Raw genomic sequence first — 17,280 nt, 5'->3', positions numbered from 1 at the left:
CCAAAGGAGGCGCCCACTCTCCGCAAGTCACCGGGTGCTCGCAAGCGAGATGGCCTTCGCGCACGGTGTGCGTCCATGACGGCTGGCCGGGAGGCGTGGGTGCGAGGAGCTGGGGAATCCCAGGGGCCACCGCGCGCCGAGAGGGGGAACGCGGCGCGCGGGGCTCAACTGGGACTTCCACGGCGGTGCTGCTTTTGGGGGAGGCATTCACCGCCGCCGCGTCTCACTCCGAAGAGGAAACGTGTCAGGCACTCTGAAGGCCCTTCGAGCGAGCGTCAAGCACCCTCCCCCTCCAGGCGCACAAACGAACAGTTCTGGTTCCAAATTGCGGGAACTTTACACTTCTGGTGTTTGCGGGCCCGCAGATCACGGCTTTCCCGGGGTTCAGCAGCCCCGTCAACGCGACAGGACACGAAACGGGAGCCATGTCGGGGGCCGTGTTACAGCCCGTCCGTAGGTGAGCCATGCCCTCGACCCTGACGCGGCGGCCGCAAGCGACGGCCTTCAGCATTGAGGACCTGCTGGACCGGGTCCGGCGCGGAGAGGTGCGCATCCCCGACTTCCAGCGCCCGCTGAAGTGGACGGCGGAGGATGTGAGGGACCTGTTCGACAGCGTGTACCGGGGCTATCCCATCGGCACGCTGCTCTTCTGGAAGCGTGAGGCGCCTGCGGCGAGCGTCACGTTTGGCCCTGTACGCATCGACGCGCCATCCACGAGTCAGGCGCTCTGGGTGGTGGACGGGCAGCAGCGCATCACCGCGTTGACTCGTGTGCTGCTCCATCCCGCGGACGCGGCACCCGATGGATTCGCCCTCTTCTACGACCTGGAAACGGAAGAGGTCGTGCCCTACGCCAACAGTGAGGTCCCCCCGCACTGGCTGCCGCTGAGGGTCGTTCTGGACAGTGAGTTGTTGCTGGAGTGGCTGGACCGCTATCCCGGACGCGCGCAGAACCCGGAGCACACGCGGCGGGCCATCCGCATCGGCAAGGCCATCCGCGAGTACCAGGTTCCCGCCTACGTCGTCGAAGACGCGGAAGAGAAATCCCTTCGCATCATCTTCAAGCGTCTGAATACGGCGGGGCATCCTCTCAGCCAGACCGAGGTCTTCAATGCGTTGTATGGAGGCACGGCGGGTTCGCGCCCCACTTCGCTGAAAGGACTTGCGGAAGACCTGCGAGCACTCGGCTTTGGAACGCTGACCGAGTCCATGATGCTCCGCTCGGTGCTCGCGGTGCAGGGACTCGACTTCACCCAGGACTTCCAGGGGCAGTTCCGTGAGGAAGATGACCTGACGGAAACGCTTCAGGCCACGCAGCGGGCGCTCCAGAGCACCATCGTCTTCCTCAAGCGTGACGCAGGCATTCCGCACCTCCTGCTCCTGCCCGAAATCATCTCCTTCTATCTGCTTGCCCGGTTCTTCCACCTGCACCCCGAGCCCTCGCCGCGCTCGCGCGAGCTGCTGGGCCGCTGGCTCTGGCGGCGAACCATTGCATTCATCAGCAATCTCCTCGTCCCTGAAAGCGTCGCCATCTCGTTCGACGCCTCGGACGAAGAGCTCGCTGTCCAGCAACTCCTGGCGCAGGTCCCCACGCTGCCACGGCCTTTGGAGCAACAGCTCCCGAGCTTTCGATTCTTCACCCTCGACAGCGTCATCGGAATCGTCGACGCGAATGCGCTGCTCTCGCTTCACCCCAGGCACCTGTTGACGGGGGCGCCGTTGGACGTGGCAGCCATGCTCGAGCAAGCAGGGCGGTCCGCCTTCCATCCCATCCTCCCCAACGTGTTGACGCTCCAGCCGCAACAAACCGTGTCGATGCCGTTCGTGCAGTTGACGGTGGCCAACTTCATCTTCCACCCTCCCATGCCAGACACTGACGCCAGGGGCGCAATCCAGACCGCACACACGCCAGGACCGGAGGCCCTCGCCAGCCACGCCCTCACCCTGGAAGGCATCAGGCTCCTCCAGGAGGGTCAGCATCGAGACTTCCTGCTCATGCGACTGGATGCCTTGAACGCGGTCACCGTTTCCTTCCTGAAGGCACGCGCACGCTGGGACGAATCGGACCGCCCCTCCCTCCAATCGATGATCATCAACGACGAGGAGGACTGACGTGGACCCCGCGAGCGCCCCAGCCGGAGTTCTCGACGTCCAGCTCGGTGACGTCCACGTCGGCACGCTGACGCTGCTCGCGGACGAGCGCATCGAGTTCGCCATCTCCGAGGAGTACCGGCAGCACTACCCCCGCCCCGTGCTGGGCCAGTCCTTCGAGGACGACCTCACGCGCCGCCATGTCAGCCGGATGCGGCTGCCGCACTTCTTCTCCAACCTCCTGCCCGAAGGCCCCCTGCGCGAGCTCATCGCCGAGCGCGAGCACGTCTCCCGCCAGCGCGAGTTCTTCCTCATCGCCAGGCTGGGCGAGGACCTGCCCGGCGCCATCGTCGTCCGTCCCTCCGGTGTGCTCTCCCTCGTGGAGCCGGGCCCCATCGAGGAGCCACTGTCGTCCGGAGGCGCCACGGAGGAGGAACACCTCCGCTTCTCGCTCGCGGGCGTGCAGCTCAAGTTCTCCATGCTGCGCAAGGACCGTGGGATGACGCTCCCCACGGAAGGACGCGGCGGAGATTGGATCGTCAAGCTCCCGGACAATCGCTACGACCACGTCCCGGAGAACGAATACTCGATGATGACGTGGGCCCGCGCCGTCGGCATCACCGTTCCGGAGATGCGGCTGGTGAAGGTGACTGAAGTCGAAGGGCTCCCCGAGGGTATCCCCCTCCGCGAGGACCTCGCCTACGCCATCCGCCGCTTCGACCGCCCCGAGCCCGGCCGCCGCGTCCACATGGAGGACATGGCCCAGGTGCTCGGCCTGTACTCCGACGAGAAGTACAAGAAGTACAACTACGAGACCGTCGCCAACGTCATCCTCAAGGTCGCCGGCCTGGAAGCGCTGCACGAGTTCCTGCGCCGGCTCGTGTTCATCGTCGCCATCGGCAACGCGGACGCCCACCACAAGAACTGGTCGCTGCTCTACCCGGATGGCACGCACGCGGTGCTGTCACCGGCCTACGACCTCGTCTCCACCATCCAGTACATCCCCAACGACGTGCTCGCGCTGAACCTCGCGAAGTCCAAGCGCTTCGAGGACGTGTCCCTCGAAAGCTTCGAGCGACTCGCCCGGAAGCTGGGGCTCTCCCCCGACGACGTGCTGCCCGTGGTGAAGTCCACCGTGAGCGCCACGCTCGACACGTGGTCCACCCTCCACCCCAGCCTCCCCCTCTCCGCCGACAGCAAGCAGCGCATCGAAGCGCACTGGAAGCGAGTCCCCCTGCTTCAGGGCACGCCATGAACCTCGAGGCCTTCTTCACCCTCTACAGCGACCTGCCCCAATTCGGCCCCGGCAGTGCCGCGTGCACCCTCGAAGCGCTGAAGCGGCTTCCCACCCTGCCCTCCTCCCCCCGCGTGGTGGACGTCGGCTGCGGCGCCGGAAGACAGACGCTCGTGCTCGCAGAGGCGCTGCGCACCCGCATCCTCGCGGTGGACCTGCACCGTCCGTATCTCGACCAGCTCGAACGCGACGCCCGCGCCCGCGGGCTGGACGCCTTCATCGAGACACGCCAGGCGGACATGGCCGCGCTCGATTTGCCCGCGGGCTCCGTGGACCTGCTCTGGTCCGAGGGCGCCATCTACCACCTGGGCTTCGGCCCGGGCCTGCGCCGCTTCCGCCCGCTGCTCGCGCCCGGCGGACTCGCGGCCATCACCGAGTGCACCTGGCTCACCGACACCCGCCCCGCCGAAGCGGCCCGCTTCTGGACCGAGGGCTACCCCTCCATGGGCACCACGCCGGAGAACCGCGCCACCGCCGAGGCCGAGGGCTACGAGGTGCTCGACACCTTCACGCTCCCCCACTCCGCGTGGTGGGACTACTACACGCCGTTGCTCCAGCGCATGGAGCGCCTCCGCCCCACCGCGGACGCCGCCCTGCGAGAGGTCTTCACCGTCACGGAGGAGGAAGTCGACCTCTTCCGCCGCCACGGCGACAGCTACGGCTACGTGTTCTACCTGCTGCGCAACCGCACCGCCTGAGCCCTCCGCGCCCTCGCGCAAGTCCAGACGTCAGGGTTTCCCGCATTCCCATACTCAGTCACGAACGCCCCAGGGCCTCGCGGCCTCATGTGGTGCACGGGCGCTCCCCTGCGCACAAACCCCGCCATCACCGGGAGCCCATGAATTCTGGACATGCAAATTTTCCAGAAATGGTGTCTATGTCCTGACCCAGAACAGTTGCAATCCCACTACACCTCGTTAGCCATGATCCGGGAGTTCCCCCCGCCGGACGTGGTGCCTCTCCCCCTAAAGGGACGCATGTCGATAGCGCATCGAGCTCAACGCTTCTTCGAGCTCTCACCCGAGCCCCTCGTCGTGCTCGCTTCCGACGGGCAGTTGCTCGAGGCGAACGCGGCCTGGTGCCGCCTCGTGGGCTGGTCCCTCGAAGCCCTGACCCACCAGCCCACCCGCGGCTTCATCCACCCCGACGACGTCGAAGCCCTGGACTCCCGCCTGAAGGCACTCATCGCCGCCGGAGGCCATGCCGACCTCACCTGCCGCTGGCGCTGCCAGGGCGGCACCTGGAAATCATTGTCATGGAGCATGGCCGCCAGCGCGGGAGGGGCCGAGGTGTACTGCGTCGTCCGCCCGCCGACGTCGCCGCCCTCGGTGGAGGAGGCGCTCCATCGCTCGGAGCAGAACTTCCGCACGCTCATCGACACCGCGCCCGAGGGCATCTTCGTCCACCGCGACAACCGCTTCATCTACGCCAACCCCACCCTGCTCCAGGCGCTCGGCTATGCGAATGCGAGCGAGCTCATCGGCCAGCCCATCTGGAGCATCGTCCACCCGGATGACCTGGACCTGGTGCGCCAGCGTGTGAATACCGCCGTCGGCGGCAAGCTGGCCCCGCTGCGGGAGATTCGCTACCAGCGCAAGGACGGCACCTCGTATGACGCGGAGAGCGTGGGCATCCCCGTCGAGTTCGACGGCGAGAAGGCCGTGGTGGTGATGTCCCGCGACGTCACCGAGCGCAAGCGCGCCCAGACGCAGCTGCTCCAGAACGACCGCATGGTGCTGGCGGGCACCCTCGCCGCCGGCGTGGGCCACGAAATCAACAACCCGCTCACCTACGTCATGGCCAACCTGGACTCGGCCATGGAGGCCATGGCCCGGCTCGGCGGCGAGCTGGCGCAGTCCGTCCCCTACGGCCCCGGCACCGTGGCCTGGAGCACGACGCTGCGCGAGACGGAGGCGCTGCTCAAGGAGGCCCAGGAGGGCGCCACGCGCGTGCGCAACATCGTCCGGGACCTCAAGTTCATCTCCCGCCAGGACGCCGAGCGGCGCGAGCCGGTGGACGTGCGCGAGCCGCTCGACTTCTCCCTCAACATGGCGTCCAGCGCGCTGCGCCACCGCGCCCGGCTCATCAAGAAGTACGAGCCCGTGTCCACCGTGTACGCCGACGCGTCCCGCCTGGGGCAGGTCTTCCTCAACCTGCTCGTCAACGCCGCGCAGGCCCTGCCCGACGGCAGCGCCGAGGACCACCACATCACCGTCTGGGTCCGCCCCGGGCCCACCGGGATGGTGGCCGTGGACGTGAGCGACTCGGGCAGCGGCATTGCTCCCAACGTGCTGCCGCGCATCTTCGACCCGTTCTTCACCACCAAGCCCGTGGGCCAGGGCACGGGGCTGGGGCTGTCCATCTGCCACAGCCTCATCCGCAACCTCGGCGGTGACATCACCGTCCACAGCGAGCTGGGCAAGGGGACCACCTTCACCGTCCTCCTGCCCACCGCGCCCGAGAGTCCCCGCCCCGCCGCGAAGCCGGTGGAAGCGCCCGCGCCCGCGCCCGCCGCCGAGCGCCGGGGGCAGGTGCTGGTGATTGACGACGAGCCCCCCGTGGGACGCTCGCTCGCGCGCATCCTCGGCGTCGCGCACAAGGTCACCGTGGTGGCCAGCGGCGAGGAGGCCCTCGCGGCGCTCAACTCCGGCACTCCCTTCGACGCCGTCTTCTGTGACTTGATGATGCCCGGCATCTCCGGCATGGACGTCTATGAGCGGGTGCGCGAGGCGTCTCCCGAGCTGTCCCGGCGCTTCATCTTCATCACCGGCGGCTCCTACACCGCCCGCGCCCGCCAGTTCCTCGAGCGGGTGCCCAACCGGCAAATCGAGAAGCCCTTCGACGTGGGCTTGATTCATCAGTTCCTGGGTGAAGTGCTCGGGGCGCGGTAGGCCCCGGGGTGGTCTGACCTCTGAAAGGAGCAGTCTTTTGATTGGCGGCGGCTTCGTCATCGATGCGGTAACGCACGCGTACAACCTCGACCCATCCAACTACCGGGCCGGCAAATATGCCGCGTCGCTCGCGCAGCTCATCTGGGGCCTGCACAGCGGCCTGTCCGGTGACACGCACCGCGTGCCCGAGGAGAAGCGCTTCCTCAAGAACTGGTCCGTCCAGGAGCTGGCCCGCATCCTCTTCGTGGAGAGCGGCGTGGACCTCGCCGTGCACCACGTGCTGCCGCTGCAGACGCTCTACAGCGACGGGCTGTGCTCGTACGAGAAGACGCTCGAAATCAAGAGGCGCTACCCGGACCGCTTCCTCGTCTATGCCGGCGTGGACCCGCTGCGCGGCACCGCGGCGTTGGAGGATTTGGAAAAGCAGGCCGAGGAGCTGAAGCCCAGCGGCCTGAAGCTCTACCCCGCCGCGTGGCTGGGGGACTCGTTCCGCCACACCGGCTGGCGCATGGACGACCCGAGCATCGCGTTCCCCCTCTTCGAGCGCGCGCGCAAGCTGGGCATCAAGAACATCGCCGTGCACAAGGGCCTGCCCATGGGCGCCGTGCCCATCGAGCCCTACAAGGTGGATGACATTGGCGGCGCGGCGGATGCCTTCCCGGACCTCAACTTCGAAATCGTCCACGGCGGCATGGCGTTCCTGGACGAGACGGGGATGCAGCTGTCGCTGTTCCCCAACGTGTACGTGAATCTGGAAGTCACGGGCGCGCTCATCGTGAAGCGCGAGCGCTGGTTCGCCGAGTCTCTCGCCGCGCTGCTGAAGTGGGCGGGCCCGGCGAAAATCATGTGGGGCTCCGGGACGGTGTTCTGCCACCCGCAGCCGGCGCTCCAGAAGTTCTGGCACGACTTCCAGCTGCCGGACGACCTGGTGAGCGTCGCAGGCATGCAGGTGACGCCCGAGGTGAAGCGCATGATTCTCTGCGACAACTACGCCCGCTACGCGGGAGTGGACGTCCAGGCCGTCCAGGCTCGCATCGCCAACGATGAGTTCTCCAAGGCGCGCGCGAAGGGCGACGTCGCGCCCTACAGCTACCAGGCGGGCCTCCATGACTGAGCACGAGCTGCGCGCACGCATCCAGGACATCCCGGACCCGTGCAGCCTCGCCACCGGCGTGCCGCTGGGCATCGGGGAGATGGGGCTCATCCAGTCCGTGGCGTGCACGGAGGGCAAGGTGACGGTGCGCCTGCACATCACCTCGCCCATGTGCATGATGGCCGCGTACTTCATGCGCGAAATCGAGCAGCGCCTCACCGGCCAGGAGGGCGTCGCGTCCGTCCACGTGGAGTTCGACCAGGAGCTCCAGTGGACCCCCGCGGACATCCACCCCGAGGCGCGCGAGCGGCTCGCGGCGAAGCGGATCACCATGCTGGGCGGCCGGCTGATTTCACGCGACGCGGCAAAGCCCGAGCGCGCAACCGGCTGATTTCAGGGATGTAGGGAACGTGGCGGCGGGAATCGCACAGGGATGACGCAACTCCCCGTGCGATCCTGCGACAATTCCTCCACAGGTACACTTCCAACATCTCCTGCCCCCCGGAGCCCTCATGAATCCCATCCAGCGCGGCCGTCAACTCATCTCCAACGTCGCCAGCGGCACCGGGAAGGTGCTGAACAAGGCGCAGGACGCCGTCAGCGACGCCGCCGGTGCGGTGAAGAACACGGTGGTCGCGGGTGGCCGTGCGGTCGGCAACGCGGTGGACGGCTTCGAGAACACCGTGGCGAAGGGCGCCCAGGCGGTGGGCGGGGTGTTCGGCTTCGGCAACCAGCCGGACCGCGTGCACGACGGCAAGTTCGTGGGCGCGGGCGGGCAGACCTTCTCGCCCGACACGCCGCTGAGCCAGATTCCGGCCGTCACGCCGCGCAACAACGCCAACCCGTCGCAGACCATCCTCTACGTCAACGGCATCAACACGACGAAGGACGCCCAGGCCAACAGCCTGCAGTCCATCGCGGACACGAGCGGGGCGCGCGTCATCGGCATCCACAACGCCACCGAGGGCATGGCCGCGGACCTGACCCAGTGCGTGAAGGACAAGCTGGACAAGGGCCACAACCCCGCCGTGGATACGCTGGCGGACACGCTCTACAACGAAATCAAGTCGGGCCGGGACGTGCACCTCATGGCGCACAGCCAGGGAGGCCTCATCTCCAGCCGCGCGCTGGGTGACGTCTACAAGCGGCTGCGCATTGAAGACGGGATGAGCCAGGCCGACGCCCAGAAGATGATGGGCAAGATCAACGTGGAGACGTTCGGCGCGGCGGCCATGAACTACCCGGACGGCCCCAAGTACGTGCACTACGTGAACCGCGCGGACCCGGTGCCCAGCATGTTCGGCCTCGGGCCCATCGCGGACAAGTGGAACCCCGCGGTGGACGGCGGCAAGGGCTCGAAGGTGCACCACTTCACCGAGGCGCACCTCAACCCCATCGCCGCGCACGGCTTCGAGTCCGTGTACCTGCAGCACCGCGTGCCGTTCGACCAGGCGCGCGCGGGCAACTTCGGCAACTAGGCCATGGCGACCGCACTGGGCAGTGGCCTCGCGGGCCTGTTGCGGTCCTGGGTCTCCGCCCTGGCCCCGGCCGCGCCGGAGAACACGCCGCTGACGCGCGAGTCCGCGCGTCGGCTGGTGCAGGGCTTCCTCGGCGAGGAGGGCACCCCGCCGAGCGCCGGCATCAACGAGAAGGGCTTCGGCGGCATGTCCGCCGGCGGCGCGAGCGTCTACTTCGAGTGGCACGAGGAGTCCCAGTCGCTGGAGTGCAGCGCGCTGGTGTACCGCTTCCGCGAGCCTCCGAAGCCGGGCGTCATCGACGGCTTCCACGCGGAGGAGCGCGAGGGCACCGACACCGGTGGCGGCACGGTGGACTACGAGCCGGAGAACCGTGGCCTGTTCCTCAGCCGCACGTACAAGCTGATGCCCACCGAGCGCGCGTTCGCGAAGGACATGCGCCGGCTGATGAAGACCAGCCTCAAGTGGGGCGACGAGGTGCTGGACCGCGTGGCTTCACGCGTGTTCCACCCCGAGGAGCTTCAGGAGCAGGGCAAGCCGTGAGCAGGGCGACGCGGTGATGAGCCGCGTCGCCTCACACGGGTCCCACCGAGCAGCTTCGGCCTCGCCGTGCGGGGCGACACGGTCCTGGACCGCGTCGCCCCACGCGCGTTTCCCCAGGGCTACAGCACGCGCCGCACGAGCTGCGGAAACACCTTGGACACCTTGCCGAGCAGGTAGTCGCCGTAGGTGCCCTGGAAGGCGTGGACACTGGCGCCGTCCCAGCGACGGGCGCGGTCCTCGTCCACGTCGGCGCTGGCGGCGCGCGGCAGGGGCTTCACCTCGGCGGCGAAGTCCGGGTCGAAGAACAGCGGGAAGGACAGCCGGTCCCTGCCGCTGACGTTCTTCACGCGGTGGGGCGTGGAGCGGTACCAGCCCCCCGTCATCCGGTCGAGCATGTCGCCGATGTTGCACACCAGCGTTCCGGGCAGCGGCGGCGCGGAAATCCACCCGCGCGGCGTCTTCACCTGCAAGCCCCCGTGGACGTCCTGCGCGAGCAGCGTGAGCAGTCCGTAGTCGGTGTGCTCGCCCACGCCCCAGCGCTCCTCGCCGTCGGCGGGCGCGGGCTCCGCGGGGTAGTGAAAGATGCGGAAGAGCACGGTGGGCTCGGCGGTGTAGTGGCGCCGGAAGTAGTCCGCCTCCAGCCCCAGGCTCAGTGCGATGCCCTCCATCAGCGCATGCGCCGCGCGGGTGACGCCGTCCATGTAGCCGAGCACGGCCTCGCGCAGCTCCGGCACCTCGGCGGGCCACAGGTTGGCGCCGTGCAGCGGCCAGCCGGCCTTCACCCTCGGGTGTTCCTGGCCCAGCTCGGTGCCCAGGTAGAGGCCCTCCTTCCGGTCCGGACGTCCGGACGTCAGCTCTCCGCCGAGCGGGAACCAGCCCCGCCACGCGGCCCCTCCGCGCTCCATGGAGAGCGCCTGCTTCGCCGCTTCCGGGAGGGCGAAGAAGCGGTGGCTCTCGCGCTCCAGCCGCGAGAGGACCTCGGCGGAGACACCGTGGCCGGTGACGTAGAAGAAGCCGCTGTCGCGACAGGCCAGCTCGATTTCGCGCGCCACGCTCGCACGCTCGGTGGTGCGGGTGGCGTCGAACAGGGACGCCATGTCGATGACGGGCAGGCCGCCGGGTGCGGACTCGTTTCCAACCATGACCCGAGCCTACACGGGCCTGGACCAGAGGGCAGGCCGACGCCAGAGTGCGCCGCGCCTTCCATGCGGACTCAATCACCTCCGGACTCCTCCCACGCCGCCCTCAGTCCCGGGCTGGTGTGGTTCATGGCCGCCGCGTCGGGCGCCACCGCCGCGAACCTCTATTACAACCAGCCGCTGCTCGGAGACATCGGCCGCGAGCTGGGTGCTTCGGGCGGTGCGCTGGGGCTGGTGCCCACGCTGACGCAGGTGGGCTACGCGGCGGGAATGCTGTTCATCGTGCCGCTCGGTGACAGCCTGGAGCGGCGGCGGGTCATCGTCACCATGTCCGTGCTGGTGACGCTCGCCCTGGTGGGCGCGGCGCTGGCGCCCACCCTGCCCCTGCTGGTGCTCGCGAGCTTCGCGGTGGGGGCCACGACTGTCATCCCGCAGCTGCTGGTCCCCTTCGCCGCGCACCTGGCACCGGCGGCACAGCGTGGGCGCGTGGTGGGGACGGTGATGAGCGGGTTGCTCATCGGCATCCTCCTGTCGCGCACGGCGGCGGGCTTCGTGGGCACGCACCTGGGGTGGCGGGCCATGTTCTGGATTGCGGCGGGGCTGATGCTCGCGCTGGGCGGGGTGCTGCGCTTCGTCCTGCCCTCGCAGCCGGCCATGGCGGAGATGCCGTACCTCGCGCTGCTGCGCTCGCTGGGACAGCTGACACGCACCGAGCCCGTGCTGCGGCTGCACTCGCTGCTGGGCGCGCTCACCTTCGGTGCGTTCAGCGTCTTCTGGTCCACGCTCGCGCTCTATCTCCAGAGTCTGCCGGAGCACTACGGGCCGCAGGTGGCGGGCCTCTTCGGCGCGGTGGGCGTGGCGGGCGCGCTGGCCGCGCCGCTGGTGGGGCGCTACGCGGACGAGCGGGGAGACCGGCGCATCAACGCGCTGGGCATCGCGGTGCTGCTAGGGTCCTTCGTGTTGATGTGGCCGCTGGGGCGGTGGCTGTCGGGGATGGCGCTGGGCGTGGTGCTGCTGGACCTGGGCACGCAGGCGAACCAGATCTCCAACCAGACGCGCGTGTACTCGCTGAAGCCCGAGGCGCGCAGCCGGCTCAACACCGTCTACATGGTGACGTACTTCGCGGGCGGCGCGGGCGGCTCGTGGCTGGGCACCACGGCGTGGACGCACTTCGGCTGGACGGGCGTGTGCGCCTCGGGCGCCGCGCTGTGTGTCATCGCGCTGCTGGCGCTGTGGCGCGGCTCGTCGCGCCTGTCACCGGACACGGCGCGGAGCTGAGCGCCAGTCCTCGCGGCAGATGGCCCAGCGCTCGTGGTCCCTCCAGCGGCCGGCGACCTTGAGGTAGCGGGGTGAGAACCCCTCCAGCCGGAACCCGGCCCGCTCGGCCAGCGCCTTCGACGCGACATTGTGGGGCTGGATGTTGGCCTCCACGCGGTGGAGCTTCAGCGTGCGGAAGGTGTACGCGAGGACGAGCTGCAGCGCCTCGGACATGAGCCCGCGTCCCTGGAAGCCGTGGACGGCCCAGTAGCCCAGGTAGGCGTTCTGGAAGCCGCCCCGGAATATCTGGCTCAGGTTGAAGGCGCCAATGAGGTCCCCGGACTCGCGCTCACAGGCGAGGAGGGCCTCGAAGTCGTCCCGCTCGTTGCGCTGGAGATACGCGTCGAACGCCTCGCGGGTGGTGGGCGGTGCCACCCAGGGCCGATGGAAGGCTCGGCTCGCCCGGGTCGCCGCGAGGAACGCCTCACGGTCTTCCGTGTGAGGCGTCCGCAGGACGACTCGAGGGCCCTGGATGAGGATGCGCCGCGCCGCCTTCTGACGCGCTGTTGCCATTCGGTGCTGCCTCCCGGAGGAGCAGCCTGCACGGCTCCTCCGGGAAAGTGGACCTACTTCTTCCCCACGGTCAGCACCACCTTTCCGCGCCCGTGCCCCGAGTCGAGGACGCGGTGCGCGTCACCGACCTTCTCCAGCGGTAGCACGCGCTCCACCAGCGGCTTCATCTGCTTGCGCTCGATGAGGACGGACATCTCCTCCAGGCGGCGCCGCTCGCGCGTGAGGAAGACACCGTGAATCGTCTGGTTGCGCGGGTAGAAGGCGGACACGTCCCCATCGAAGCCCAGGATGGTGGCGAGCCGTCCGAACGGCTTCGTCGCGGGCATGCTGGGAATGATGTTCTTGCCCGCCGTGTCGAACACCGCGTCCACGCCCTGCCCACCCGTTTCTCGCAGCGCCACCTCCGCCGCGTCCTCGGTCCGGTAGTTGATGGCCACGTCCGCACCGAGATTGCGCAGCGTCTCCAGGTTGTCCGGGCCGGAGGTGGCCAGCACGCGGGCCCCCAGCGCCTTCGCAATCTGCACCGCGAACGAGCCCACGCCGCCCGCGCCACCGTGGATGAGCACCGTCTCACCGACGCGGAGCTGGAGCCGCCGCACCAGGGCCTCCCAGGCAGTGCCTCCGGCCAGGGGAATGGCGGCGGCCTCCTCGTGCGAGAGATTCACCGGCTTCTTCGCGATGATGGCCGCGGGGACGACGTTGAACTCCGCGTAGGTGCCGTGCGGGTTGCCGAAGATTTCCGGCGTGTAGAAGACCTCGTCACCGGCCTTGAAGTCGGTGACGCCCGGGCCGACCTGCTCGACGATGCCGGATGCGTCGTAGCCGATGATGGCGGGAAGCTGGATGCCCGCCCATGTGCCGTCCTGGCGCAGCTTGGCGTCCACGGGGTTCGTGCCGGAAACGATGACCCGGACGAGCACCTGTCCGGGGCCAGGCGTGGGCGTCGGAACGTCTCGGACTTCGAACAGCTCGGGCCCGCCGAAGCGGGGAAGGACCATGGCTCGCATGGGCGCGGAATTAACCGGGCCCACCAGGGCGGGCAATGCCACGTCGGGCCAACCGTCCAGGGTCCGACGGCTGAACCGAGGAAGGAACACTCATTCCACCTCGGCCAGCCTCCGGGGCGGGCCGGGCACGGGAAGGAGCGCTCATTCCACCTCGGCCAGCCTCCGGGGCGAGCCGGGCACGGGAAGGAGCGCTCATTCCACCTCGGCCAGCCTCCGGGGGCAGAGAAGGGCGGCATGCTCCTTCCGCATGTCCCGGTGGGGAGGAATCGGCTCAGCTCGCTTCGGCCTGCTGTTTCCCCTGCGGCGTCAGCACCACCAGCACCTGCCGCGCGGCAACCTGGCTGCCCACGGTGACGTTGACCGCCTCCACCGTGCCCGCCACGTCCGCGATGACCTGGAACTCCATCTTCATCGCCTCCAGCACGGCGAGGACCTGGCCCGCCTTCACAGAGGCACCGGCCTGCGCGTCCACGCGCAGGATGCGCCCGTCCATCGGCGCCACGAGCCGGCCACTCCCCGCCCCCTCCGACTTCGACGGCGGGCGGAACGTCACATCCGACACGGCATGCGCACCGTGCCCCACGTCCAGCCAGAGCGTGTCCCCATCCCGCGTGTAGCGCGCACGTCCGCGTGCGCCAGAAATGGAGAAGTCCAGCACCCCGTCCGCCATCCCCAGGACCGCGAGGTCGAACGTGTCGCTCCCCACCGTGACCTCGTACCGCTCCGAGGCCACGGACCGCACCGTGACGTGCTCCTCACGCTCCCGGCTGGCGAGCTTCAGCCTCACCGGATGCGAGGTCTGCGTCGTGCTCCAGTTCACCAACGACGCGTCCAGGCCGGCATCACGCGCAAGGGTCAGCGCCTCGGCATGGAACAGCGCCGCGCCCGCCAGCGCCAGCTCCTTCGCATGCGTCCGGTACAGCGCCTCCAGCGTCACGGCCTCCGCATACTTCGGGATGAAGCCCGTGTCGTACTCGCCCGAGCTGAACGCCACGTGCCCGAGCACCCACAGCAGCAGGCTCTTGTTCGTGGTGACACCGAACACGGTCAGCTCATGCAGCGCCTCCACGAGCCGCCGTCGCGCCGTCTCGCGGTCCGGTCCGTGGGCAATCACCTTCGCCTGCATCGAGTCATAGAAGGGCGGGATGTCCTGCCCCTCGCGCACGCCGTAATCGATGCGCACGCCCTCGCGCGCCGGCAGCCTCCAGGCCAGCAGTCGCCCCGTCTGCGGCGCGTAGTTGTTCGACGGGTCCTCCGCGCAGAGGCGGACCTCAATCGCATGCCCCGACCACGACACCTGCTCCTGCGTCAGGGGCAGTCGCTCACCCGCGGCGACGCGAAGCTGCCACTCCACCAGGTCCAGCCCGGTAATCGCCTCCGTCACCGGGTGCTCCACCTGGAGGCGGGTGTTCATCTCCATGAAGTAGAACTCACCGCCCGGCGCGAGCAGGAACTCGATGGTCCCCGCCCCCCGGTAGCCGATGGCCCGCGCCGCCGCCACGGCGACCTCGCCCATGCGCGCGCGCAGCTCGGGGCTCACGGCAGGTGACGGGCTCTCCTCCACAATCTTCTGGTGCCGGCGCTGCACCGAGCAGTCGCGCTCGCCCAGGTGCACCACGTTGCCGTGCTCGTCCGCGAAGACCTGCAGCTCCACGTGGCGCGCGCCGATGACGGCCTTCTCCAGGATGAGCTCTCCGCTCCCGAAGGCATTCGTCGCCTCCGAGCGCGCCGAGCGCAGCGCATCCCGCAGCTTCGCCGCCTCATGCACGAGCCGCATGCCGCGCCCGCCGCCGCCGGCCGCCGCCTTGACCATCAGCGGGAAGCCGATGCGCTCGCCCTCCTTCGCCAGCGCCTCGTCATCCGCGTCCGTGGCCTCGTAGCCGGGGATGCAGGGCACACCCGCCGCGAGCATCCGCAGCTTCGCCTGCCGCTTGTTCCCCATCAGTGAGATGGCCTCGGCCCCCGGGCCGATGAACGTCACCGCCGCGTCCCGGCACGCGCGCGCGAACTCCGCGTTCTCCGAGAGGAAGCCATAGCCTGGATGAATCGCATCCGCGCCCGACGCCTTCGCCGCCGCGATGAGCTTCTCGATGACGAGGTATGACTCCTTCGCGGGCGACGGGCCGATGGGCACCGCCTCGTCCGCCGCGAGCACGTGCGGCGCCGCGCGGTCCGCCTCGGAGAACACCGCCACCGTGCGGTAGCCCAGCCGCTTGCACGTCCGAATCACCCGGACGGCAATCTCGCCCCGGTTGGCGACGAGGACCTTCTTGAATCGCTCCATGCGGTCCGTCCCTCTCACAGGCGCGCCACGCCGAAGGTGTTGGGCTTGAGCTCTCGCCGCTTCGCCTCGCGGCACACGGACAACGTGAAGCCGAGCACCCGCCGCGTGTCGCGCGGGTCGATGAGCCCGTCATCGAACAGCCGCGCGCTGCAGTTGAACGGGTGCGACTCCTTGTCGAACTGGTCGATGATGGGCTGGCAGAACGCGCGAATCCCCTCCTCGTCCACCGTCTCTCCCTGCCGCGCCAGCTTCTCGCCGAAGACAATCGACATCACCTTCGCCGCCTGCTCGCCGCCCATGACCGCGGTGCGCGCGTTGGGCCACGCGAAGATGAAGCGCGGGTGGAAGGGCCGGCCGCACATGCCGTAGTTGCCCGCGCCGAACCCTCCGCCGATGAGCAGCGTGAGCTGCGGCACCGTCGCGTTCGCCACCGCCTGAATCATCTTCGCGCCGTGCTTGACGATTCCGGCCTGCTCCGGCTGCGTGCCCACCATGTAGCCCGTCGTGTTCTGGAGATACAGGATGGGCGTGTCCGACTGGCAGCACAGCTGGATGAACTGCGCCGCCTTCGTGGCCCCCTTCGGCGTAATCGGACCGTTGTTGCCGATGATGCCAACAGGCATCCCGAAGATGCTCGCGCGCCCGCAGACGGTGTGCGGGTCGTACTCGTCCTTGAAGCCGGCGAACTCGGAGCCGTCCACGATGCGCGCGATGACCTCGCGGCAGTCGTAGGGCTTGCGGTAGTCCACCGGGACCGCCCCGCACAGCTCGTCGGGGGAGTAGACGGGCTCGGCGTACGGCGCCTGCGCGTCGCGCGCCAGCCGCGCGTTCCACCCGAGCTTCGCCACGATTTCCCGCGCCATGCGGATGGCGTCCGCGTCGTCTTCCGCGAGGTAGTCCGCCGTCCCCGCCACCGTGGCGTGCATCTCCGCGCCGCCCAGGTCTTCGTCGGTGGCAATCTCGCCCGTGGCGGCCTTGAGCAGCGGCGGGCCCGCGAGGAAGACCTTGGCCTTCTTCTTCACCATGACGACGTAGTCGGACAGGCCCGGCAGGTACGCGCCGCCCGCCGTGCTGGAGCCGTGCACCACCGTGACCTGGGGGATGCCTGCGGCGGACAGCTTCGCCTGGTTGTAGAAGGTCTCCCCGCCGGGGATGAAGATCTCCTGCTGGTACATGAGGTTGGCGCCGCCGCTCTCCACCAGCGACACCATGGGGAGCTTGTTCTCCAGCGCCATCTCCTGCGCGCGCAGCGCCTTCTGCACGCCCCACGGCGACGCGGTGCCGCCCTTGATGGCGGAGTTGTTCACGAACACCATGCACCGCACACCGGACACGTAGCCGATGCCGATGATGCTGTTGCCTCCGGCCAGCGAGCCGTCGCTGTCGTCGTGGTAGCCGTAGCCGCACAGCGTGGACAGCTCCAGGAACGGCGAGCCCCGGTCCAGGAGGAGCGTCAGCCGCTCACGAGGGAGGAGCTGGCCGCGCTTGTGGAACTTCTCGCGCGCCTTGTTCTCCGTGTTGCGGACCTTCGCCTCCACGGCGCGCAGCTCCGCGACGCGCGCGAGCATGTCCGCGCGGTGGGCCTTGAAGGCTTCGGAGCCCGGGTCGATTCGGGACGTGATTCTCGGCATTGG

14 protein-coding genes are annotated in these 17,280 nt (G+C 68.9%); 9 read left to right on the top strand and 5 right to left on the bottom strand.

All coding sequences use genetic code 11. The annotated features are described in order from the left end of the window. Positions 1 to 464 precede the first annotated feature (464 nt). The 8 genes from ACX9TP_RS00685 to ACX9TP_RS00650 all read left to right on the top strand — a co-directional run bounded on the left by ACX9TP_RS00685 (position 465) and on the right by ACX9TP_RS00650 (position 9,386). On the top strand, positions 465 to 2,111 hold the full coding sequence (locus tag ACX9TP_RS00685) for a DUF262 domain-containing protein (protein ID WP_482977745.1): 1,647 nt from the start codon (positions 465 to 467) through the stop codon (positions 2,109 to 2,111). 1 nt (position 2,112) lies between these two features. Then, positions 2,113 to 3,345 carry a type II toxin-antitoxin system HipA family toxin gene (locus tag ACX9TP_RS00680; RefSeq protein ID WP_482977744.1) on the top strand — a complete coding sequence of 411 codons (1,233 nt, stop codon included), beginning with the start codon at positions 2,113 to 2,115 and terminating at the stop codon, positions 3,343 to 3,345. Further along, positions 3,342 to 4,082 (top strand): class I SAM-dependent methyltransferase, encoded by a 741-nt coding sequence (locus ACX9TP_RS00675; protein WP_482977743.1) that lies wholly within the window; start codon positions 3,342 to 3,344, stop codon positions 4,080 to 4,082. Before ACX9TP_RS00680 ends, ACX9TP_RS00675 begins: the two co-directional genes overlap by 4 nt. 279 nt (positions 4,083 to 4,361) lie before the next feature. Then, positions 4,362 to 6,275 carry a PAS domain S-box protein gene (locus ACX9TP_RS00670; RefSeq protein ID WP_482977742.1) on the top strand — a complete coding sequence of 638 codons (1,914 nt, stop codon included), beginning with the start codon at positions 4,362 to 4,364 and terminating at the stop codon, positions 6,273 to 6,275. 37 nt (positions 6,276 to 6,312) lie between these two features. Further along, entirely contained in the window at positions 6,313 to 7,389 is a 1,077-nt protein-coding gene (locus tag ACX9TP_RS00665) for an amidohydrolase family protein (RefSeq protein ID WP_482977741.1), read from the top strand. Further along, a complete protein-coding gene (locus tag ACX9TP_RS00660) occupies positions 7,382 to 7,759 on the top strand; it encodes a metal-sulfur cluster assembly factor (protein ID WP_482977740.1) in 378 nt (125 codons plus the stop codon). The genes ACX9TP_RS00665 and ACX9TP_RS00660 overlap by 8 nt, the downstream gene beginning before the upstream one ends. Before the next feature lie 121 nt (positions 7,760 to 7,880). After that, the gene (locus ACX9TP_RS00655) at positions 7,881 to 8,846 is read left to right on the top strand and encodes an alpha/beta hydrolase family protein (RefSeq protein WP_482977739.1); all 966 of its coding nucleotides are present in this window, start codon (positions 7,881 to 7,883) and stop codon (positions 8,844 to 8,846) included. Positions 8,847 to 8,849: 3 nt separating this feature from the next. Continuing rightward, a complete protein-coding gene (locus ACX9TP_RS00650) occupies positions 8,850 to 9,386 on the top strand; it encodes a hypothetical protein (protein ID WP_482977738.1) in 537 nt (178 codons plus the stop codon). Between the two features lie 119 nt (positions 9,387 to 9,505). Here ACX9TP_RS00650 and ACX9TP_RS00645 read toward each other — a convergent pair whose 3' ends face one another. Then, a complete protein-coding gene (locus ACX9TP_RS00645) occupies positions 9,506 to 10,528 on the bottom strand; it encodes an isopenicillin N synthase family dioxygenase (protein ID WP_482977737.1) in 1,023 nt (340 codons plus the stop codon). A 126-nt stretch (positions 10,529 to 10,654) separates the two neighbouring features. Between ACX9TP_RS00645 and ACX9TP_RS00640 the strand changes: the two genes are divergently transcribed. Continuing rightward, positions 10,655 to 11,803 carry an MFS transporter gene (locus ACX9TP_RS00640; RefSeq protein WP_482977736.1) on the top strand — a complete coding sequence of 383 codons (1,149 nt, stop codon included), beginning with the start codon at positions 10,655 to 10,657 and terminating at the stop codon, positions 11,801 to 11,803. Here the strand turns inward: ACX9TP_RS00640 and ACX9TP_RS00635 are convergent. The 4 genes from ACX9TP_RS00635 to ACX9TP_RS00620 all read right to left on the bottom strand — a co-directional run bounded on the left by ACX9TP_RS00635 (position 11,780) and on the right by ACX9TP_RS00620 (position 17,277). Continuing rightward, positions 11,780 to 12,355, bottom strand: a complete 576-nt coding sequence (locus ACX9TP_RS00635; protein ID WP_482977735.1) for a GNAT family N-acetyltransferase — start codon at positions 12,353 to 12,355, stop codon at positions 11,780 to 11,782. The genes ACX9TP_RS00640 and ACX9TP_RS00635 overlap by 24 nt on opposite strands. 53 nt (positions 12,356 to 12,408) lie before the next feature. After that, positions 12,409 to 13,362 (bottom strand): zinc-dependent alcohol dehydrogenase family protein, encoded by a 954-nt coding sequence (locus ACX9TP_RS00630; RefSeq protein WP_482977734.1) that lies wholly within the window; start codon positions 13,360 to 13,362, stop codon positions 12,409 to 12,411. A gap of 271 nt (positions 13,363 to 13,633) precedes the next feature. Continuing rightward, positions 13,634 to 15,646, bottom strand: coding sequence for an acetyl/propionyl/methylcrotonyl-CoA carboxylase subunit alpha (locus tag ACX9TP_RS00625; RefSeq protein ID WP_482977733.1), 2,013 nt, complete (start codon positions 15,644 to 15,646; stop codon positions 13,634 to 13,636). 14 nt (positions 15,647 to 15,660) lie between these two features. Next, entirely contained in the window at positions 15,661 to 17,277 is a 1,617-nt protein-coding gene (locus ACX9TP_RS00620; protein ID WP_482977732.1) for an acyl-CoA carboxylase subunit beta, read from the bottom strand. Between the last annotated feature and the right edge of the window lie 3 nt (positions 17,278 to 17,280).

The sequence above is a fragment of the Pyxidicoccus sp. M15 genome, from assembly GCF_056858435.1.
Note: the sequence above shows the minus strand (reverse complement) of the source record. Positions and strands in the feature narration are given on the sequence as shown.

What these genes read in the sequence shown, in the direction of transcription:
- ACX9TP_RS00655 (WP_482977739.1), top strand. Translation starts at nt 7,881, where the DNA reads ATGAATCCCATCCAGCGCGGCCGTCAACTCATCTCCAACGTCGCCAGC.
- ACX9TP_RS00625 (WP_482977733.1), bottom strand. Translation starts at nt 15,646, where the DNA reads ATGGAGCGATTCAAGAAGGTCCTCGTCGCCAACCGGGGCGAGATTGCC.
- ACX9TP_RS00620 (WP_482977732.1), bottom strand. Translation starts at nt 17,277, where the DNA reads ATGCCGAGAATCACGTCCCGAATCGACCCGGGCTCCGAAGCCTTCAAG.
- ACX9TP_RS00630 (WP_482977734.1), bottom strand. Translation starts at nt 13,362, where the DNA reads ATGCGAGCCATGGTCCTTCCCCGCTTCGGCGGGCCCGAGCTGTTCGAA.
- ACX9TP_RS00660 (WP_482977740.1), top strand. Translation starts at nt 7,382, where the DNA reads ATGACTGAGCACGAGCTGCGCGCACGCATCCAGGACATCCCGGACCCG.
- ACX9TP_RS00640 (WP_482977736.1), top strand. Translation starts at nt 10,655, where the DNA reads ATGGCCGCCGCGTCGGGCGCCACCGCCGCGAACCTCTATTACAACCAG.
- ACX9TP_RS00635 (WP_482977735.1), bottom strand. Translation starts at nt 12,355, where the DNA reads ATGGCAACAGCGCGTCAGAAGGCGGCGCGGCGCATCCTCATCCAGGGC.
- ACX9TP_RS00675 (WP_482977743.1), top strand. Translation starts at nt 3,342, where the DNA reads ATGAACCTCGAGGCCTTCTTCACCCTCTACAGCGACCTGCCCCAATTC.
- ACX9TP_RS00645 (WP_482977737.1), bottom strand. Translation starts at nt 10,528, where the DNA reads ATGGTTGGAAACGAGTCCGCACCCGGCGGCCTGCCCGTCATCGACATG.
- ACX9TP_RS00670 (WP_482977742.1), top strand. Translation starts at nt 4,362, where the DNA reads ATGTCGATAGCGCATCGAGCTCAACGCTTCTTCGAGCTCTCACCCGAG.
- ACX9TP_RS00685 (WP_482977745.1), top strand. Translation starts at nt 465, where the DNA reads ATGCCCTCGACCCTGACGCGGCGGCCGCAAGCGACGGCCTTCAGCATT.
- ACX9TP_RS00650 (WP_482977738.1), top strand. Translation starts at nt 8,850, where the DNA reads ATGGCGACCGCACTGGGCAGTGGCCTCGCGGGCCTGTTGCGGTCCTGG.